Source organism: Pseudomonas sp. H1_G08 (genome assembly GCF_054681355.1).
The window spans coordinates 609,939-629,022 of sequence record NZ_CP162822.1 but is presented as its reverse complement, the minus strand read 5'-3'; the positions used below and the strand labels follow the sequence as shown (position 1 = coordinate 629,022).

At 59.8% G+C, this 19,084-nt stretch carries 18 protein-coding genes and 1 pseudogene; all 19 read right to left on the bottom strand.

Annotated elements, in window-relative coordinates; all coding sequences use genetic code 11:
* Positions 1-29 precede the first annotated feature (29 nt).
* Positions 30-1,733 (bottom strand): ATP-binding SpoIIE family protein phosphatase, encoded by a 1,704-nt coding sequence (locus tag AB4N85_RS02885; protein WP_460066934.1) that lies wholly within the window; start codon positions 1,731-1,733, stop codon positions 30-32.
* Positions 1,734-1,738: 5 nt separating this feature from the next.
* Positions 1,739-2,044 (bottom strand): STAS domain-containing protein, encoded by a 306-nt coding sequence (locus tag AB4N85_RS02880; protein ID WP_056783805.1) that lies wholly within the window; start codon positions 2,042-2,044, stop codon positions 1,739-1,741.
* Positions 2,045-2,234: 190 nt separating this feature from the next.
* A complete protein-coding gene (gene fliJ / locus AB4N85_RS02875; RefSeq protein ID WP_016771076.1) occupies positions 2,235-2,684 on the bottom strand; it encodes a flagellar export protein FliJ in 450 nt (149 codons plus the stop codon).
* 6 nt (positions 2,685-2,690) lie between these two features.
* Complete coding sequence (fliI, locus tag AB4N85_RS02870; RefSeq protein WP_016771077.1) at positions 2,691-4,049, bottom strand: flagellar protein export ATPase FliI; 1,359 nt, start codon at positions 4,047-4,049, stop codon at positions 2,691-2,693.
* The gene (gene fliH / locus AB4N85_RS02865) at positions 4,039-4,845 is read right to left on the bottom strand and encodes a flagellar assembly protein FliH (RefSeq protein ID WP_236167926.1); all 807 of its coding nucleotides are present in this window, start codon (positions 4,843-4,845) and stop codon (positions 4,039-4,041) included. Before fliH ends, fliI begins: the two co-directional genes overlap by 11 nt.
* A gap of 4 nt (positions 4,846-4,849) precedes the next feature.
* A complete protein-coding gene (fliG, locus tag AB4N85_RS02860; protein ID WP_016771079.1) occupies positions 4,850-5,869 on the bottom strand; it encodes a flagellar motor switch protein FliG in 1,020 nt (339 codons plus the stop codon).
* The gene (gene fliF, locus AB4N85_RS02855; RefSeq protein WP_217850623.1) at positions 5,862-7,649 is read right to left on the bottom strand and encodes a flagellar basal-body MS-ring/collar protein FliF; all 1,788 of its coding nucleotides are present in this window, start codon (positions 7,647-7,649) and stop codon (positions 5,862-5,864) included. The genes fliG and fliF overlap by 8 nt, the downstream gene beginning before the upstream one ends.
* 14 nt (positions 7,650-7,663) lie before the next feature.
* On the bottom strand, positions 7,664-7,993 hold the full coding sequence (fliE, locus tag AB4N85_RS02850; protein ID WP_016771081.1) for a flagellar hook-basal body complex protein FliE: 330 nt from the start codon (positions 7,991-7,993) through the stop codon (positions 7,664-7,666).
* A gap of 128 nt (positions 7,994-8,121) precedes the next feature.
* Positions 8,122-9,504 carry a sigma-54-dependent transcriptional regulator gene (locus AB4N85_RS02845; protein ID WP_252869006.1) on the bottom strand — a complete coding sequence of 461 codons (1,383 nt, stop codon included), beginning with the start codon at positions 9,502-9,504 and terminating at the stop codon, positions 8,122-8,124.
* A 5-nt stretch (positions 9,505-9,509) separates the two neighbouring features.
* Positions 9,510-10,720, bottom strand: a pseudogene (locus AB4N85_RS02840) (sensor histidine kinase).
* A 110-nt stretch (positions 10,721-10,830) separates the two neighbouring features.
* Complete coding sequence (locus AB4N85_RS02835; protein WP_041479014.1) at positions 10,831-12,306, bottom strand: sigma-54 dependent transcriptional regulator; 1,476 nt, start codon at positions 12,304-12,306, stop codon at positions 10,831-10,833.
* Positions 12,307-12,478: 172 nt separating this feature from the next.
* Positions 12,479-12,775: a hypothetical protein gene (locus tag AB4N85_RS02830; RefSeq protein WP_016771085.1), complete on the bottom strand. Its 297-nt coding sequence runs from the start codon at positions 12,773-12,775 to the stop codon at positions 12,479-12,481.
* 11 nt (positions 12,776-12,786) lie between these two features.
* A complete protein-coding gene (gene fliS, locus AB4N85_RS02825; protein WP_041479013.1) occupies positions 12,787-13,185 on the bottom strand; it encodes a flagellar export chaperone FliS in 399 nt (132 codons plus the stop codon).
* 129 nt (positions 13,186-13,314) lie between these two features.
* Positions 13,315-14,769: a flagellar filament capping protein FliD gene (gene fliD / locus AB4N85_RS02820; protein ID WP_024012100.1), complete on the bottom strand. Its 1,455-nt coding sequence runs from the start codon at positions 14,767-14,769 to the stop codon at positions 13,315-13,317.
* An 82-nt stretch (positions 14,770-14,851) separates the two neighbouring features.
* Entirely contained in the window at positions 14,852-15,208 is a 357-nt protein-coding gene (locus AB4N85_RS02815; RefSeq protein ID WP_041479011.1) for a flagellar protein FlaG, read from the bottom strand.
* Positions 15,209-15,280: 72 nt separating this feature from the next.
* Positions 15,281-16,141 carry a flagellin domain-containing protein gene (locus AB4N85_RS02810; RefSeq protein WP_016771090.1) on the bottom strand — a complete coding sequence of 287 codons (861 nt, stop codon included), beginning with the start codon at positions 16,139-16,141 and terminating at the stop codon, positions 15,281-15,283.
* A gap of 242 nt (positions 16,142-16,383) precedes the next feature.
* On the bottom strand, positions 16,384-16,650 hold the full coding sequence (locus AB4N85_RS02805; RefSeq protein ID WP_056783793.1) for a hypothetical protein: 267 nt from the start codon (positions 16,648-16,650) through the stop codon (positions 16,384-16,386).
* Positions 16,647-17,936 carry a motility associated factor glycosyltransferase family protein gene (locus AB4N85_RS02800; protein ID WP_252869005.1) on the bottom strand — a complete coding sequence of 430 codons (1,290 nt, stop codon included), beginning with the start codon at positions 17,934-17,936 and terminating at the stop codon, positions 16,647-16,649. Before AB4N85_RS02800 ends, AB4N85_RS02805 begins: the two co-directional genes overlap by 4 nt.
* Positions 17,937-18,022: 86 nt before the next feature.
* The gene (locus AB4N85_RS02795) at positions 18,023-18,949 is read right to left on the bottom strand and encodes a ketoacyl-ACP synthase III (protein ID WP_016771093.1); all 927 of its coding nucleotides are present in this window, start codon (positions 18,947-18,949) and stop codon (positions 18,023-18,025) included.
* Positions 18,950-19,084: the final 135 nt, after the last annotated feature.

Genomic DNA, 19,084 nt, shown 5'->3' with positions numbered 1-19,084 from the left:
TGCTCACTCCTTGATCAAGAATGGGCGGATTATGCCTCAATCTCCCAGAAAAACTCCACGCTGGCACTACGACCTTGGTCCGACCAACTGGCGTTGCGCCCCAGCTGCCGGACCAGACCGATGCCGCGTCCCGACAAGCGGACGTTATCCACGGGCCTTTCCATGACCCGCGCCACATCAAACCCCTTGCCGCTATCCTCGACGCGGATGACCAGCCGCCCACCCTCGCCTTGCGGCTGGACCTGCAAATGCACTCGCACGAAACCGTCTTGCAGCGCCTCCAACCGCGCCGCGCGCATTTCATAGTAGCGGGCGAAACCTGCCGCATCGCGTTTGAGGCTCGAGTCCAGCCCGAGCACGCCATGCTCCAGCCCATTGGAATACAACTCGGCGAGCACGCTGTACAGCGCCCCGCTTTGCGCGCGCAGGCCATGCACCTCAAGCAGCAACTGCAAGAGGAACGGCAATGGATTGAAGCGCCTGAGCGTGGCGCCGCGAAACTCGAAACTGGCCGACCAGTCCAGCGGGCACGACTGGCCGCTGTCGGAATACACCGGCGCGGCGCCGTGGGCCTGCGCCGACTCGAGCAGACTGACCTCGACCATGCTTACGTCATCACGGGCCTGTCCGCGAAAATCGCGCAACGCCTGTTCGATATCCTCGAATAACCGATCCGGCTCACGGTTCGCCGCAAACACCTGCTGCAAGCGTTCGACGCCGAACAACTGGTCATTGGCATCGCAGGTATCGATCACCCCGTCCGATAACAGAAACACTCGATCATCGACGGCCATCGGATACACATCCGTACGGTCATCGAAGGCTTGCGCGCTGAGAATCCCCAGGGGCAAATGCCGCGCCGGCAAAGGCACGCGCTCGCCACTGGCCATGCGATGCAAGTAACCGTCGGGCATGCCGCCGTTCCACACCTCCACCGAACGGCTCTGGAAACTCAGACTGAGCAAGGTGGCACAGCAGAACATGTCCACCGGCAGGATGCGCTTGAGCTTGGCGTTCATCTCGCGCAGGGTTTCGGCCAGGCCATAGCCCTTGGCGGTCATCCCATAAAACACTTCGGCCAGCGGCATCGCCCCCACCGCTGCCGGCAAGCCATGCCCGGTGAAATCGCCGAGCATCACGTGCATGTCACCGGCCGGCGTATACGCAGCGAGCAACAGATCGCCATTGAACAGGGCGTAAGGCGATTGCAGGTACCGAATGTTCGGCGCACTCAGGCACCCTGAATGCGCGACCTTGTCGAACACCGCTTTGGCCACGCGTTGTTCGTTGAGCAGATAGCCATGATGTTTCGCGATCAGATCGCGCTGCTGCAGGACCGTGGCCTGAAGGCGACGCAAGCGATCCATCGCCTTGATTTTGGCGGCAAGGATCACCTGGTTGTACGGCTTCGCCAGAAAATCGTCACCGCCAGCCTCCAGACAACGGGCCAGCGCTTCACTCTCGGTCAGCGAGGTGAGGAAGATGATCGGCACCAACGCTTCACCCGCCAGCGCCTTGATCTGCCGCGCCGCTTCGAAGCCGTCCATTACCGGCATCAGCGCGTCCATCAACACCAGATCGGGTTCTTGCTGCTGGAAGCATTCGACCGCCTCCGCACCATTGGCCGCCGTCAGCACTTGATGACCTTGACGGCGGACAATGGTGGACAGCAGCAGCCGGTCGGCGGCACTGTCTTCGGCGATAAGAATAGTCAGCGGCTCTTGCGCCTGCATGGGCGTCAACTGATGTCGAAGAGTTTGTCGAAGTTGGAAATCGCGAGGATTTTCTTCACATCGGAGCTGCTGTTGACGACGCGGATATCCGAATTGTCGCCACCGGCGTGATCACGCAGCAGAAGCAGCATGCCCAGCGCTGAGCTGTCGAGGTAAGTGGCCTCTTTGAGATCGACCACGATGGATTCGGGTTTGTGTGGGAGCCGTTCATACGACTCGCGAAATTCCTGATGGCGACCGAAATCGAACCGGCCTTTGACGGCGATCGTAAGCTTTTTCTGGTCTGGAGAGACTTCTGTAACGACTGACATTGACTGGCTTCCTTGTCATTGACGAACCTGTACAAGGTTTAGCACCTGGATAGGCTTGGGGCAAGGCGCAACAGTGGAACAAGTGTGGGAGCGAGCCTGCTCGCGAAGGCATTCTGTCAGTTGACTACAGGATTGACTGACACGGCGCTTTCGCGAGCAGGCTCGCTCCCACAGGGTTTGGCGGTGAGGTTTAGAAGGCATCACGCCTTGGCAACCGCTGCGACAGTTCATCGAGCAGCTTCTGCTCCCGCTTGTCTTCCAGGCGTTGCGCTTCATCACGATAGCGCTGCACCAGTTTGCGCAAACCCTCGACGCGGGCAAACGCCTGTTGCCATTCCTCACGCGCCTTGTCGAGCTTGTTCTGGTGCCAGACCAGGCTCTGCCGTTGCTGGTCGACGGCAGTATCGAGTTGCGCCAGGAAACCCTGAAAACCCAGCAGCCATTGCCCGGTGACGCCGGTGCTGCCACGGACGATCCACTGCTGCGAGTAATCCAGACGAAAGGCATTGAGGTCGGCCAGTTTGCTTTCGGCAACTTTGACCTGGCCCTGAAAGTAGGCGAGGCGCTGCACGGCGGCTTTCTCGGCCTTCTCGGCCATGTCCACCACCGGTGCCAGGCGCGCAGCGCGGCTGACGGCCATGGCCGGTTACCCGCCCGCCGCAGGGGCGAACAGGGTTTCCAGATAGGCCTGGCTTTCACCCAGATTGATTTTGTCGTTGAGGCCCTGGCGCTGATACCTGACCAACTGCGGTTGCAGGGAAATCGCCAGATCGGTCTCGCGATCGCCACCGGCCACATAGGCACCGACGCTGATCAGATCGCGGCTCTGCTGATAGCGTGACCAGAGCTGTTTGAAATACTGCGCGCGCTGCATGTGATCCGGCGAAACCACCGCCGGCATCACCCGGCTGATCGACGCTTCGATGTCGATCGCCGGATAGTGGCCTTCCTCGGCGAGGCGCCGCGACAGGACGATGTGGCCGTCGAGCACGCCCCGCGCCGAGTCGGCAATCGGGTCCTGCTGGTCATCGCCTTCGGACAGTACGGTGTAGAACGCCGTGATCGAACCGCCGCCCTTCTCCGCATTACCGGCGCGCTCCACCAGTTTCGGCAGTTTGGCGAACACCGAGGGCGGATAGCCCTTGGTTGCTGGCGGTTCGCCGATGGCCAGCGCGATTTCACGCTGGGCCTGGGCGAAACGGGTCAGCGAGTCCATCAGCAGCAGAACGTTCTTGCCCTTGTCGCGGAAATACTCGGCGATGCGCGTGCAATACATCGCCGCGCGCATACGCATCAGCGGTGCATCGTCCGCTGGCGAGGCAACCACTACCGAGCGTTTGAGGCCTTCTTCACCGAGGATGTGCTCGATGAATTCCTTAACTTCGCGACCACGCTCACCGATCAGGCCGACGACGATGATGTCGGCTTCGGTGAAGCGGGTCATCATGCCCAACAGCACCGATTTACCGACACCGGTACCGGCGAACAGACCCAGACGCTGGCCACGGCCGACCGTCAGCAAACCGTTGATGCAACGGATGCCGACATCCAGCGGTACGCTGATCGGGTCACGGTTGAGCGGGTTGATGGTCGGGCCGTCCATCGGCACCCAGTCTTCGGCCTTCATGCCGCCCTTGCCGTCCAGCGCGCGGCCAGCACCGTCAAGAACACGGCCAAGCATGCTCATGCCCATCGGCAAACGACCGGTATCGGCCAGCGGCACCACGCGCGCGCCCGGGGCAATCCCGGCGACGCTGCCGACCGGCATCAGAAAGACTTTGCTGCCGGAAAAACCCATGACTTCCGCTTCCACCTGAGACGGATGGTAGCTGTCGTCATTGATCACCATGCAGCGGGTGCCCATGGCGGCGCGCAGGCCTTCGGCTTCGAGAGTCAGGCCAACCATGCGCAGCAGCCGACCTTCAAGGATCGGCGCGCCGGCAATCTCGGTGGCCTCGGCGTAGGTGCTCAGGCGCTTGGCGAAACTGGTGCGTTCAAGGCGCATCGCTGGCGTCCGCGCGCGGCTCGTCAGAGTCGACAGCCACTGGGGTGTCTTCGGGAATGTCCAGACTCAAGTCAGGCGCTGCCGGATGCAGAGCCTGCTCATGCAATTGGTCGAACAGCTTGGCCATAACCTGGGTCACCCGCGATTCGACGCTGGCGTCGATGCGGCTGTGCTCGGTTTCAACCCGGCAACCGCCCGGCAACAGCGACTCGTCCTCGACGATGCGCCAGGTTTCTTCGTGGCGTTCGCGCAGGGCTTTGACCTGGGCGAAATCCTGCGGATTAACGTACAGGCGCACGTTTTCCACGCCCAGCGGCAACAGCTTGAGGGCATCGCGCATGACGTGTTCGATCTGTGTCGAGTCGATGGCCAGTTCGCGCTTGATCACTTGTTTGGTGATGTGCTGCACGAGGTCGACCAGCGACTTTTCAATCTGGGTGTCTTGCTCGGCGATCGGTTCGAACAGATTGGCCATCAGCAGCTCAAGGCTGGCGATTTTCGCCGCCAGCGCTGTTTCAGCCTCCTGACGCACCTTCAGCGTGGTGCTGTGAAAACCTTCCTTTTCACCAATGGCGAAGCCCTCGTTGTAAGCCTCCTGACGGATGCTTTCGAGTTCTTCCAGGGTCAGTGGCTGGACTTCTTCCAGCGGCACTTCTTCCATTTCCGGCGGTTCGGGCTCCGGCTCCGGCTCGGGTTCCGGTTTCGGCGGGTCGAAGCTGGGCAGCGCCCAGGATTCGAAACCACGAACATCGCGGGCGCGGATCAGATCCGTCACAGACTCGTCAGGCTTATCCATGGGCTTAGATCATTTCCTCGCCGCCCTTGCCACCGAGCACGATCTCGCCGGCTTCGGCCATGCGACGGGCAATGGTGAGAATTTCCTTCTGCGCGGTTTCGACATCGCTGACGCGCACCGGGCCTTTCGCCTCGAGGTCGTCGCGCAACAGTTCGGCGGCACGCTTGGACATGTTCTTGAAGATCTTTTCCTTGACGCCCTCGTCCGAGCCCTTGAGGGCCAGCACCAGCACATCGGAAGAGACTTCGCGCAACAGCGCCTGAATGCCACGGTCGTCGACGTCGGCAAGGTTGTTGAAGACGAACATGAGGTCTTCGATCTGACCGGACAGGTCTTCGTCGACTTCGCGGATCGAGTCCATGAGCTGGCCTTCGATCGAGCTGTCGAGGAAGTTCATGATGTCGGCCGCACGCTTGATGCCACCCAGGGTGGTGCGCGAGGCGTTCGAGTTGCCGGAGAACTGTTTCTCGAGAATCTGGTTGAGTTCTTTCAAGGCGGCCGGTTGCACGGTGTTCAACGACGAGACGCGCAGGATGATGTCCAGACGCACTTTATGGTCGAAGTTGCCGAGCACTTCACCGGCCTGATCCGGGTCGAGGTACGCGACCACGATTGCCTGGATCTGCGGATGTTCGTAACGGATCACGTCAGCGACTGCGCGCGGCTCCATCCATTTCAGGCTGTCGAGGCCGCTGGTGTTGCCACCGAGCAGGATGCGGTCGATCAGGCCGTTGGCCTTGTCTTCGCCCAGGGCCTGGGTGAGCATCTTGCGCACGTAGTCGTCGGAACCGACGCCGAGGCTGGTCTGATCGCCGACGATGTCGACGAATTCGCTCATCACCTGCTCGACCTGCTCGCGATGGACGTTGCCCATCTGCGCCATGGCCACGCCGACGCGCTGGACCTCTTTGGGGCCCATGTGGCGCAGCACTTGCGCAGCATCGGTCGAACCCAGGGACAGCAGCAGAATCGCGGCTTTGTCGACCTTGGTCAGTTTGACGGTGGCGGCTCGGTTATCACTCATCTGCGTTAATCCACTCTTTCACGACCTGAGCCACGCGACCCGGGTCTTCAGCTACCAGACTCTTGATTGCATTCAGCTGCGCGTCATAACCCTCGCTCGGGCTCGGCAACAGAATGCTCTGCGGACCACCGAGGCTCACGCGGTCGTTGGCCAGTTCGCCGTCCAGGCCGCCCATGCCACCAAGTTCCACGTCGCTGCCCAGACCGGCCAGCTCCTTGCCTTTGCCACCGCCGGTGATGTTGTTGAGCACCGGACGCAGCACACCAAACACCAGTACGAGGATGAACAGCACACCCAGCACTTGTTTGACGATGTCCCAGAACCATGGCTGGGAGTAGAACGGAATATCGGCAATCACTTCGCCGCGCTCGGCGGAGAACGGCATGTTGATCACGCTGACGCTGTCGCCACGGCTGGCGTCGAAACCGACCGCGTCCTGCACCAGGCGGGTAAAGCGCGCCAATTCGTCGGCGCTCCACGGCGCACGGCTGGTTTCACCGTTGGCCGGGTTGACCTTGACCTGATCGTCGACCACGACCGACACCGACAGGCGATTGAGACGGCCCTGCTGCTGCTTGGTGTGGCTGATCGAACGGTCGAGCTCGAAGTTCTTGGTGGATTGTTGACGCTTGTCCGCCGGGTACGGTGCGAGCATCGGCTGGCCGGTGGCCGGGTCCATGATCTGCTGACCGTTGGCATCAACCAAAGGCTGACCTGGCTGAATCATTCCGGCCGGTGCGGCGGTGCCACCGGTGGTCTGCGGCGCCGAGGCTGGCGACGGCGGCTGGTTGCTCAGGGCACCCGGCACACCTTGCGGGCCATTGCTGGCGGTGCGTTGTTCGTTGACCGACTGCTCGCTGCGCAACGCCGGTTGGTCCGGGTTGAACTGCTCGGCGGTCGATTCGACGGCACTGAAATCGACGTCGGCGGAGACTTCAGCCTTGTAGCGATCGTTGCCCAGTACCGGTTGCAGAATGTTGTGCACGCGCTGGGTGAGCATGCTTTCCATGCGGCGGCTGTAATCGAACTGCTTGCCGGCCATGGTCATTTCCGAGTTCTCCGCCTGATCGGAGAGCAGGTTGCCCTTCTGATCGACGACGGTGATCTGCGATTTGCTCAACTCGGGCACGGAAGTCGCGACCAGATTGATGATCGCCACCACCTGACCCGGCTCAAGCGAACGCCCGCTGTACAGCTCGACCAGTACCGAAGCGCTAGGCTTGCGCTCGTCACGGACGAACACCGAACTCTTCGGAATGGCCAGATGCACGCGGGCACCCTTGACGTTGTTCAGGCTGGAGATGGTCCGCGCCAGTTCGCCTTCGAGGCCGCGACGATAACGGGTCGCTTCCATGAACTGGCTGGTGCCCAGACCCTGTTCCTTGTCGAGGATTTCGAAACCGATATTGCCGTCGCTGGGAGTGACACCAGCGGCAGCGAGTTTCATCCGCGCACGGGACAGGTCGTCGGCCTTGACCAGCAAGGCGCCGGAATTGGGTTCTACGTTATAGGGAATGTCAGCGGCGGCCAGGGTTTCCATGACCTGCTTGGCGTCCATGCCGGCAAGGCTGCCGTACAGTGGACGGTAATCCGGCTGCTGCGACCACAGCACCACGGCAAAGCCAATCGCCACGCTCGCCGCCAGACCGACCAACAGGCCGACCTGACGCAGCACGGTCATCTGGGAAAGGTTTTCCAGAAAGGACAGGCCGAACAGCGGCGGTTTGCCGTCGATCGGGGTGGCCTTGGCCGGAACGTTATCAGCGACTGCTTCTGCCATGACTTATTTCGCCCTTAAACCGGCATCTGCATGATGTCTTGGTAAGCCTGGACCAGCTTGTTGCGCACCTGGGTCAGAGCCTGGAACGACACGCTGGCTTTTTGCGACGCAATCATGACGTCAGTCAGGTCGACACCGCTCTTGCCGATCTCGAACGCGTTGGCCAGTTGAGTCGACGCCTGCTGGGTATCGCTGACTTTATTGATCGCCTGACCGAGCATGTCGGAAAAGCTGCTGCCCGCGATTTCAGGGACAGCGGCAGTCGATTTACGCGCAGACATGGCATCCACTTTCATGGCCTGCATGTCCATCATCAACCGATTAAATTCAATACCTTGGCTCATGGTCTACTCTCTTGGGCGGCCCGCAATTTTTTGACACTCACTCGGCGGGTACACAGGTATTAGCAACAAGGGTGCCAGCTAGTGGGCACCCTTCTGAGAAAAGCATCTGGAATGTTTTGCAGCATCGATCAGGTGGCGAACAGATAACCTTCGACATCCATCCCGGCATCACGCATTTGCGCCAGTTTGTAGCGCAGGGTGCGCGGGCTGATGCCGAGCTTTTCGGCAGCTTCCTTGCGCCGGCCACGCTCGGCGCGCAGGGTGTCGATGATCATCTGAAACTCCCGGCGGCGCAGGTCATCGCCCAGCGCGCCGGAAGAATCCGCCTCGATTTCCACCTCGCGGATCACCGGTGCCGTGATCGGCAACGGCGCAAATGTCACCGCACCGCTCAGGCAGAAATCCTGCGGCTGAATCAAACCGCCCTGCTGCAGAATCAACGCGCGCTGAATGGCGTTGTCCAGCTCCCGCACGTTGCCCGGCCACGGGTACGCGGTCAGGCAAGCTTGAGCTTCGGGGGACAGCTTCGCTGCTGCGTGCTTCATTTTATTGACGTGTTTGGCCAGCAACTTTTCCGCCAGCGGCAGGATATCGGCAGTGCGTTCGCGAAGTGGACGCCAGGCCAAGGGAAAAACCGACAAGCGGTAAAACAGGTCTTCGCGAAAACGCCCCGCCGCCACTTCGCCGGCCAGATCACGGTTGGTCGTGGCGACCACGCGAATGTCCAGACTGATTGGCTTGCGCGCGCCCACTCGCTCCACTTCCCGCTCTTGCAGGACGCGCAGCAACTTGGCTTGCAGGCCCAGGGGCATTTCGGAAATTTCATCGAGCAGAATGGTGCCGCCGTCCGCCTGCTCGAACTTGCCGGCCTGCGAGGCGATAGCGCCGGTGAACGAGCCCTTCTCATGGCCGAACAGTGTTGCTTCGAGCATGTTGTCGGGGATCGCCGCGCAGTTGATTGCGATAAACGGCTGGCTGGCCCGCCGCGATTGCTGGTGGATATAGCGCGCCAGCACTTCTTTACCGGTGCCGGACTCGCCGGAGATCAACACAGTCGAATCACTGCGCGCAACCCGCGCCGCCAACTCAAGCAACTGCGCACTGGCCGGTTCAACGGCGACGGGGCCTTCCGCTTCGCCAGCATCAATGCAGCCCAGCGCATGTCGCGCCACCAGATCGAGCAATGCCTTGGGCTCAAACGGCTTGACCAGATAATCCGCCGCGCCTTGGCGCATCGCATCGACCGCACGCTCGACGGCGCCGTGGGCGGTCATCAATAGCACCGGCAATTGCGGCTGGCGTGCGCGCAGCAACGCAAGCAATTGATGACCGTCCATGCCCGGCATGTTGACGTCGCTGACCACCAGGCTGAAAGCTTGCTGCGCGACGGCCGTCAGCGCTTCTTCGGCGCTGCCGACGGCGTGATAGTCGTGGCCGGCGAGCAGCAGCGTATCGGCCAGCGCCTCGCGCAACGAACGGTCATCCTCGACCAGCAACACCTTGATGCCCATGACGTTTATTCAACTCCTTGTGCAGCGGAAAACAGCGGCAGACTGACCTGCGCGCAAGTGCCGCGCCCGACTCGCGAACGCAGGGTCAATTCTCCCTGATGCGCACGGGCCACCGCTTTGACCACGGTCAGGCCGAGGCCGGTGCCGGTGACCTTGGTAGTAAAAAAGGCTCGCCGAGGCGCGCCAAAACTGTCGGCTCAATGCCGCTGCCGCTGTCGCTGACACACAGACGCAGGGTGTTGCCTCTGGTGTAGCAATGCACTTTCAGGCGCGCTTCGCCAGCGCTGGCCTGAATGGCGTTTTCAATCAGATTCAGTAATGCGCCGACCAGTGTGTCGCGGTTGCACAGCAACTCACCGGCATGGCTGTCGCACTGCCAGCGGATCGGCAGGTCCTGCACATGGGTCAGCGCCGCAGCCTGCAGCGACTGCATCAAGGCACCGGGCGTGAGGCGGTCGGTCAGCGGCAATTCACCGCGAGCGAACACCAGCATGTCGCGCACTTGATGTTCGAGCTCGTGCAGACGCTCTTTCAGGCGGCCGGCAAAGCGTTGTTGGGTTTCCACTGGCAGTTGCTGTTCAGTCAAATGACTGGCGTAGAGCAAAGCGGCGGACAGCGGCGTGCGAATCTGGTGGGCCAGCGAGGCGACCATGCGCCCCAGCGATGACAAACGTTCGTGGCGCGCCAACTGGTCTTGCAGATGACGTGTTTCCGTCAAGTCGTTGAGCAGCACCAACTGCCCCGGCTCGGCATCCAGCGAGCGGGTGGAAATCGACAGGCGTCGACCGTTTTTCAAGGAGATTTCATGACCGTCGTCTTCACGGGGAGCGAAGCAGCGCGCGATCACATGGCGCCAGAGTTCGCCCTCGAGTGGCGAGCCGAGCAGATCGATGGCGGCAGGATTGGCTTCGCGCACCAGACCGTGGCCGTCAATGACGATCACACCGCCGGGCAACAGGTCGAGGAGGTTTTGCAGGCGATTGGCCAGGCGTTCTTTTTCCGCCAGCTCCTGCATGCGCTGGGCGCTGACCACGGCCAGCTCACCCTTGAGTTCGGTGACCCGCGCTTCGAGCAGGCTGTAGGAGTCGGTCAGCTGGCTCGACATCTGGTTGAACAGCTGGAAGGCCTGCTCAAGTCCCTGACGACTTGCCTGCTCTACGGACGAGGGTTGCCCCACGATATTGGAGGCAGAAGAGATCTGGGCGGCTTGGGGCATTGGGCTCTCTCGCTTGGCTGACCGTCAGTGAAACGGAACGTTGCGAGGGCTGTAGCAATACCCGTGCCTAAAAAAAACCGCTTATAAATGAAGCGCTTGAAAAACAGGCGTCAATCATCCGCCTGTTCATCTCCTCCGGCCCGGCTCATGCCGTACTTGCGCATCTTCTCGACCAGGGTGGTGCGACGGATGCGCAGACGCTCAGCGGCGCGGGCAACAATGCCATTGGCATCGTCCAGCGCTTGCTGAATCAGGCCCTGCTCCAGGCCACCGAGGTAGTCTTTGAGGTCGAGACCTTCCGGCGGCAGCAACGCGTTGGCGCTGAAGTCCGGCGTATGGCCGTTGATGGCCACGCGTTCTTCCAGATCGCTGCGCAGGCTGTCGACCATCTGCTCGTCTTCGTCGTCGACGTAGCGGAATTTCTTCGGCAACTCGACCACGCCGATCACCCCGTACGGGTGCATGATCGCCATGCGCTCGACCAGGTTGGCGAGTTCGCGGACGTTGCCCGGCCAGCCGTGACGGCACAGCGACATGATCGCCGCCGAGTTGAAACGGATCGAACCGCGCTTCTCGTGCTCCATGCGCGAGATCAGTTCGTTCATCAACAACGGGATGTCTTCGACGCGCTCACGCAGTGGCGCCATCTCGATCGGGAACACGTTCAGGCGATAGTAGAGGTCTTCGCGGAACGAGCCGATCTCGATCATGCTTTCGAGATTCTTGTGCGTTGCGGCAATGATGCGCACGTCGACGCTTTGGGTCTTGTTGCTGCCCACGCGTTCGAAGGTGCGCTCTTGCAACACGCGCAGCAGCTTGACCTGCATCGGCAGCGGCATGTCGCCGATTTCGTCGAGAAACAGCGTGCCGCCATTGGCCAGCTCAAAGCGCCCGGCACGGCTGGTGATCGCGCCAGTGAAGGCGCCCTTCTCGTGGCCGAACAGTTCGCTTTCGAGCAGCTCTGCCGGGATCGCCCCGCAGTTGACCGGCACGAATGGCGCGTCGCGGCGTTTGGAGTGATAGTGCAGGTTGCGCGCGACCACTTCCTTGCCGGTGCCGGACTCGCCGAGGATCAGCACGCTGGCGTCGGTGTCGGCCACTTGCTGCATCATCTGCCGGACGTGCTGAATCGCACGGCTGGTGCCGACAAGACTGCGGAAAAGATTGGGTTCGCGATGACGGCCGCGTTCGCGGGCCTGGTCGTACATTTCGCGATAGACCTGGGCGCGATGCAGCGAATCGAGCAATTTGCTGTAGCTGGGCGGCATTTCCAGGGTCGACAGCACGCGGCGACGCTGGTCTTCAGGCAGGTCAACGGAAGAATTATCGCCCATTAACAAAACCGGAAGGAACTCATCCCAGGTTGCGAGTGTCTTTAGCAAGCCCAAAAGCGCGCCAGGAGCATTAACGGTCCCGATCAGTACGCAAATGACTTCACGACTAGACGACAAAGAGCCGACTGCCTGCTGCCAGTCATGGCTGCCGCAGGGTAAATTTTCTTCGCCAAGAAAATTTAGAATCACCGCCAGGTCGCGGCGGCGGACGCTATCGTCATCGATCAGCAGAATTTTGGTTTCACGCCACATGCAATAGCAACTTCCCTAGTCAACTCAATGCCCGAAAAATAAGGCAAGCGAGACGCTTGCAGGACACCATGTGCCTGTAGACGCCCTAAACCTGATAATAGCCACTAGTTAAGTCAAAAAACCGTGCACAGTCAAATTTATGGCGCACATCTATGGTTCAACTGACGGTTAATCAACCAAACAGATGGTAAACCTTTGCAGCCTTTTGCGCTTGGGTGATCTGCGACATCTCGTTGGCTATCGCCTGCCGCTCGCCCATTGCCACCTCGAGAAGCTCTTTGTAGACGAATAGCAGCTCTTCAAGGTTATCGCGTAACGCAACTTCGTCCAGCGAAGCTTCCGCCATGACGTCTTCCATGCAGGAACGGCAAGCCAGATCCAGCTCGCCGATGGCTTCCCAGTTTCGTTCGGCCAATGCTCCGACCAACGCTTCACGGGTATCGGCAATTCGCTGCAATACAAGACTCATGGTGATCTCCTTCAGAACTGCGGAGCCGGCACGGGCGCGATGGCGTCCCAACCTTCTTTGACCGTGGTCAGCAGGCCGGCGACTTCGTCGAGTACACGGGGATCGCTGCTGATGTTCGCCTCGGCGAGGCGCTTCATCATGTAGATGTACAGGCCATCCAGATCGGCCAGTGCCTCTGCATTGTTTTCAAGGTCGAGACCTTCACGCAGGCCACTGACAATGCCGATGGCCTTGCTGATCGCCGTGCACTTGCCGGGAATATCCTTGCGCTCAATGGCGCCCTTGGCCTGCGCAATCCGGGCCAGGCCACCTTCCATCAACATTTGCACCAGGCGGTGCGGGCTCGCTTCGGACGTCTGCGCATGGGCGCCGACTTTCTGGTACTGCCGAAGGGCTAACATCGGGTTCATGTTCTACCTCATTGCCACGTTGACTCGTATAACCAGTGTATCGCCAACCGGCCCGAAAACTTTAGATCAAAAGACAAAAACCCGGCGCACGCCGATAAAGCGTAGCCGGGTTTTTGTCGTTACTGACTGTTACTTCGCTGACTGCTGAGCGTTCAGCGAGCTGAAGAACGACGTGATGTTGCTCGCCGTTGCCTTCATCTGCCCTACCAGCAAGTCCATGGCGTTGTACTTGGCGGTCAACGTCTTGGTCAGGTTGGCGACCCTCAGGTCCAGCGCCAGTTGCTGGTTGGTGAGGTTGCGCGTGTTGTTGTTCAGAATGGTCAGACGCTGATCGAGCAAACCGCTGGTAACCTTGCTACCCGCTGGAGCTTTGAGGTACGGATCAACTGCCGCCTTCATGCGCGCCAACAGACCGTTGGTATCGTCGGTCCCGGTGAACAGCTGCTGAACCTGGCCAGTCATGCCCGGCTGATCCATGGTCTTGTTGAACGCAGCGGTATCAAACGTCAGGTTACCGGTGTTGCGGTCGGTCATCACACCCAACTGCGACAACACCGCCAGCGGTCCGCCAGCGCCGACTGCCGTCAACTGCTCACGGATATCGGCAATCAACGAACGTGGCAGCGAGTCGCCGGTGAAGGCTGCCTGCACAGTCAGTTTGCCGTCTGCGTCCGGCGTCGCCTTGGACAGCGTGTCAACGGTATTCTTCAGCGCATTGTAAGCGTCGACAAACGTCTGAATCGAAGTCTGCAGCCCCTTGGTATTGGCATCGACGCTGATGACGGTCGGCGTGCCATTGAGCGGGGTTGCCGTGGTCAGATTCAAGGTCAGGCCACTGATCGCGCCGCTTACCGTGTTGCTCTTGCTGGTTACCGTCAGACCGTCGATGGTCAGCTCGGCATTTTGCGCAACGCCGTTGACCGCGCCCGAAGCACCAGCGGCCGGGCTGGTACCCATCAGCTGGGTACCATCGATTTCCAGACCGGCAATACCGCTAACGGTCAGATCGGAACCTGCGCCGGTCTTGCTTGAGCTGATAACGAGGCGCGAGGAACCGGAGCTGTCGGTGACGATGTTGGCGGAAATGCCGTTGGCGCCCTGAGCCTTGTTGATGGCGTCACGGGTAGTTTGCAAGGTGGCATTGGCGGGGATGTCGACGTTGTAATCAGTGCCATTCTGACTGATTTTCAGGGTACCACTCGGAATGGCACTGGCGGCGCCGCCGGCAAAGGAAGCACTGGCGATTTTCGAGCCCGTGGCCAGCTTGTTCACCACCACATTGTATTTGCCCGCAACGGCGGTGCTATCGGAGGTGGCACTGAGAATATCGGTATTGCCCGACGTCGCCGCAAAGCCGGCAAACGCAGGGTTGGTCTTGCTGCTCAGGTTGGTCATCGCCGTCTGGAATGCGGTCAGCGCACTCTTCAACGAACCGACACCGGAAATCTTCAGACTGTTGGTCTTGGTAGCAGTATCGATCTGCGTCTGCTTGGCAGACTTGTCGGCGTTGACCAGCGCGGTCACGATCGCGCCGATGTCCAGGCCGGAACCCAGTCCGGAACCCGGTAAAATTGGACTTGCCATGTGCATCTCCCTTCAGATTGCTGCCATTCTTTTGACCGTTACACGCGTCCTGAGAACGAACAAACACTATTCATGCCATTTATCAGACCTTGGCGTCGAACAATACATGACTTGCATTGGCGAGGCTGTCGGCCAGTTTGAGGGCTTCGGCGGAAGGAATCTGTCGAACGACTTCACCCGTCTCGCTCGCGATCACCTTGACGATGACCTTGCCGGAATGCTCGTCAATCGAGAACTCCAGATTACGCTTGATCGACTGGACGAACTTTTCGATCTCTTGCACCGCCAGCTTCAACTTGGCGCCGTCCGAATCCTGATCCTTGGCAGCGACCGGTGCTTCAGTCTTTTGGACTTTAGGCAGCTCTGACGGTTTGTCAGCAACCGGTGTCACTGGCTTGGGAGCCGGATAAGACACGTTAAGCTTTACGCTCATGTCCATGCCCATCACCTCTTAACGTAAAAAAGCGAGAGAGCACGACAAGCGCACTCCCCCGCCTAAACTTGTTCCGGATTACTGAAGCAGCTTCAGTACAGCGGAAGGCAGTTGGTTGGCTTGAGCCAGTACGGAGGTCGAAGCTTGCTGCAGAGTCTGCTGCTTGGTCAGGTTAGCAGTTTCTGCGGCGAAGTCGGTGTCCTGTACACGACCCTGAGCAGCGGTGGTGTTTTCAGTGATGTTCTGCAGGTTGGAGATGGTGCTGGTCAGACGGTTTTGCGAAGCACCCAGGCTGGCACGGGTTGCACCGATTGCAGCGATAGCGGCGTCGATTGCAGTGATCGCGTTGTCGATGTTCTGCGAAGCAGAACCAGCACCAGTACCCGAAGTACCGGTCAGAACTACAGTACCGCTACCTACCGACAGGCTGACGGCGTCGAACTTGGAGCTCAGTACCAGGTCGATGTGGTTAGCCGAACCGGTGTTTGCGCCAACTTGCAGGGTCACAGTACCAGCCGAACCGTCCAGCAGGTTTTTGCCGTTCAGGTTGGTAGCAGCCGAGATACGGGTGATTTCGTCAGACATCTGAGCGAATTCAGCGTTGGTAGCGGTCTGGTCAGCGGTGCCGTTGGTACCGTTACGAGCTTTAACAGCCAGTTCACGCATACGCTGCAGGATGTCGGTCGAAGCTTGCAGAGCGCCTTCAGCGGTCTGGGCAACGGAGATACCGTCGTTGGCGTTCTGGATGGCCTGGGTGTTACCGCGGATCTGCGAGGACATACGGTTGGAGATCTGCAGGCCAGCGGCGTCGTCTTTGGCGCTGTTGATTTTCAGGCCGGAAGACAGGCGCTGCATCGAGGTGGACAGAGCGTCGGAAGCGCGGTTCAGGTTTTTCTGAACGTTCAACGATGTGGTGTTGGTGTTTACTGTTAAAGCCATGACGAATTCCTCGTTGGTTGGGTACTGCGGCTTCCGGCCCTGGCAACCGCCGGGTATGGCCTAGAGAACCTTCGTAATAGTTATCGTCGGGTTTGCAGGTTGCTTGAGGGCTTTTTGAAAAAATTTTGCCATCACCACGCCACCCCCGATAAAACAATGACTTAGCTGTACTTCAACCGCATAAAAATGACGCCATAAAACTGCCTGTCACGCAAAGCCGCGGGCCAGTGCTGCGCAGCAGTTCAGCGCCTGGCACTTTCCAGCAATTCAACCAGTTCGTATTCCATATAGTCGGCCAGTCCCAACCAGTCCTGGCGCTCCTGGCAATCGAGCATTTGCATGAGCACCTGTGCCCACGCCTGCTGGATATCCACTGAGGCAGACGACAGAGATTGATGGGCCTGTTCGAACACATCGACCATGGTCAACGCCGCCTCGACATCACGCCCCAAGCGAAACAAAGCCGCGCACTGGCGGCACTGATGCTGACTCTGGTTCAGCGCACTCATTGCACGAACTCCGGATTGAAAGCGGTCCCGGCAATCGATGCACCGGCGCGGCTGCTGTTGAGAAACTCGACCTGCGGATGCGCAGCGATATAACGCTCAAGCACACATAGATAGCCGCGAAAATTCAGCTGAGTGCTGACGCGCTGACCATGACCATCGCGCACCCAGTGCCGCGCCTGGGCCAGCGGCGGGCCTAAATCGCCGTCGTCCCAACCGGCGTGGGTCTTGTTCATCGGGAAGGCGAAGTCGGCGCCGAACAGAGTGATTCGACTCGCGCCCATTTTTACCGCGAGATCCACCGCCGGATGGATCACGCTACCGCCGACATGCAGCTCACCGCGTGGATACTGTTCTCGCAGGTCGCTGTAGATCGGGCTGGCCGAATAGCCGCCATAATGCTTGCCCTTCCATGCCTTCAATACCTGCGGATCGCTCATCGGCAAGTACACCAGCGCAATGTTCTCGGACGCCTCGCACGGCAGATGCCGAAAGCCGATGCGCTGATCGATGCTCACCACCAGATCAGGCTCGATGCCGTGCTCACGCAATGGCCGATAGGCCGTATCAACGCAGATGAACAACGGCCGCTCAGCAAGCTGACGGATGGCCGCCAGACGTTCGAAATGCTGCTCCAGTGTCGGCCCGGTGGCGATCACGTAGACTTCGCGCCCGGCGCAGCTACCGAATAACTGCGCGACATCGTCATCGCCAAGCAACACCGGCAGACATTCCTGCAAGCGCTGCTGGATTTCTGGCGACTGCGGATCGAAATCGCGATTGTTGAATGTCAGGTGTACTTCATTGATCAGCCGGTCGCGGATCTTCGCGTTGAAGTCATCGGCCAATAACATCTCGGCCGGCAGGGCAAAGAACGGGGTGAAAAAGTCCGGGTGATCACCCGCGTAAAACAGTTCGACCCGGGGATCCTGCAGCCACTGGCGCTGATCGAGCAGTTGCAGTACCAGCGCGAACAGCGCGCCGTTGAGAATGTGCACGTACAGACGCTCCAGCCCTGCGCGCTCAAGCAGCACACCGGGCAAATCGCCGAGGCCAGTGCCATAGACGTGAACATGCGGTTTTTCCGGCAGGCTCGCCGCCTGGATTTGCGCCTCATGCAGACGATCATGGCGACTGGTGAGCTGAATGCCATCGACGCTCAGCGTCGAGCCCAGTCCTTGCACGAGTTCGGCCTGCACGGACGCGCTGTCTTCAGCCATCAATCGCTCAAACAGCGCCGGCCAGCGCCGTTGCAACACCTCGGCATTGGCTTGGAAAAACTCGCTCATGGCGCCTCGCGCTCCTTCTCGGGCAAAAAAATAGCGTTCAAGGTTACCCTTGAACGCTATTTTTGTATCAGTGGTTTTTCTGCAGTTTACGGACGATAGATGATCGCCGAGCCCCACGACAGACCGACACCAAAACCGCTCAGCGCAACGCGCTGCCAGTCGGAATCGAGCACGTGTTTTTCCAGCAGTAGCGGAATGCTCGACGACACGGTGTTGCCGGTTTCGACCATGTCCTTGATGAACTTCTCCGGTTCGCCTTCAAAGCGTCGCGCCACGGCGTCGACAATCGCCGCGCTGCCCTGGTGAATGCAGAATGCGTCGATGTCATCGGCCTTGAGATTGGAATCGTCGAGCAACTCGTGCAAGTGCGCCGGCACTTTCAGCAGAGCGAAGTTGAAGACCTGACGACCATTCATGAAGAACACGCCGTTGCTGACTTTCAAATGCGGTGCGCCGGAACCGTCGGTGCCGAACTTGGCCTTGCCCAGCGCCCAGGTCGGGTTTTCGCCCATCCAGGTGGCGGTGGCGGCATCGCCAAACAGCATGGTGGTGTTGCGGTCTTCCGGGTCAACGATTTTCGAGTACGGGTCAGCGGTGATCAGCAGGCCATTCTTCAGGCCGGCGGCTTCCATGAAGCCCTTGATCGCGTAGATGCCGTAGACGTAACCGGAGCAGCCCAAGGAAATATCGAACGCTGCGACATTGGTCGGCAGGCCGAGCTTGTCCTGGACGATTGCTGCTGTGTGCGGCAGGCCTTCTTCATCACCGTTCTGGGTGACGACAATCAACGCGTCGATCGATTCACGCTTCAGTTCAGGGTTGCTGGCAAACAGCGCATTGGCCGCTTCCACGCACAGATCGGAAGTTTCCTGTTCAGCGTCTTTGCGCGGCAGGAACGCCGAACCGATCTTGCCAAGGATGAACTCTTCATCCTTTTCGAATTTTGCACCTTGTGCGTAATTGTCCACGCCGGCTACAGGAACGTAGCTCGCAATGCTTTTTATGCCAATCATTACGGCTTCCCAATAAAAAACAGCCCAAAACCACCGCTCGCAAGGATTCGAGGGGCGCCGACAAACAGAAAACGGCCGCCACGACGGGCAGCCACGGGAAGCGCAAAGGGCTATCACTGGAACCGCAAAACGGGC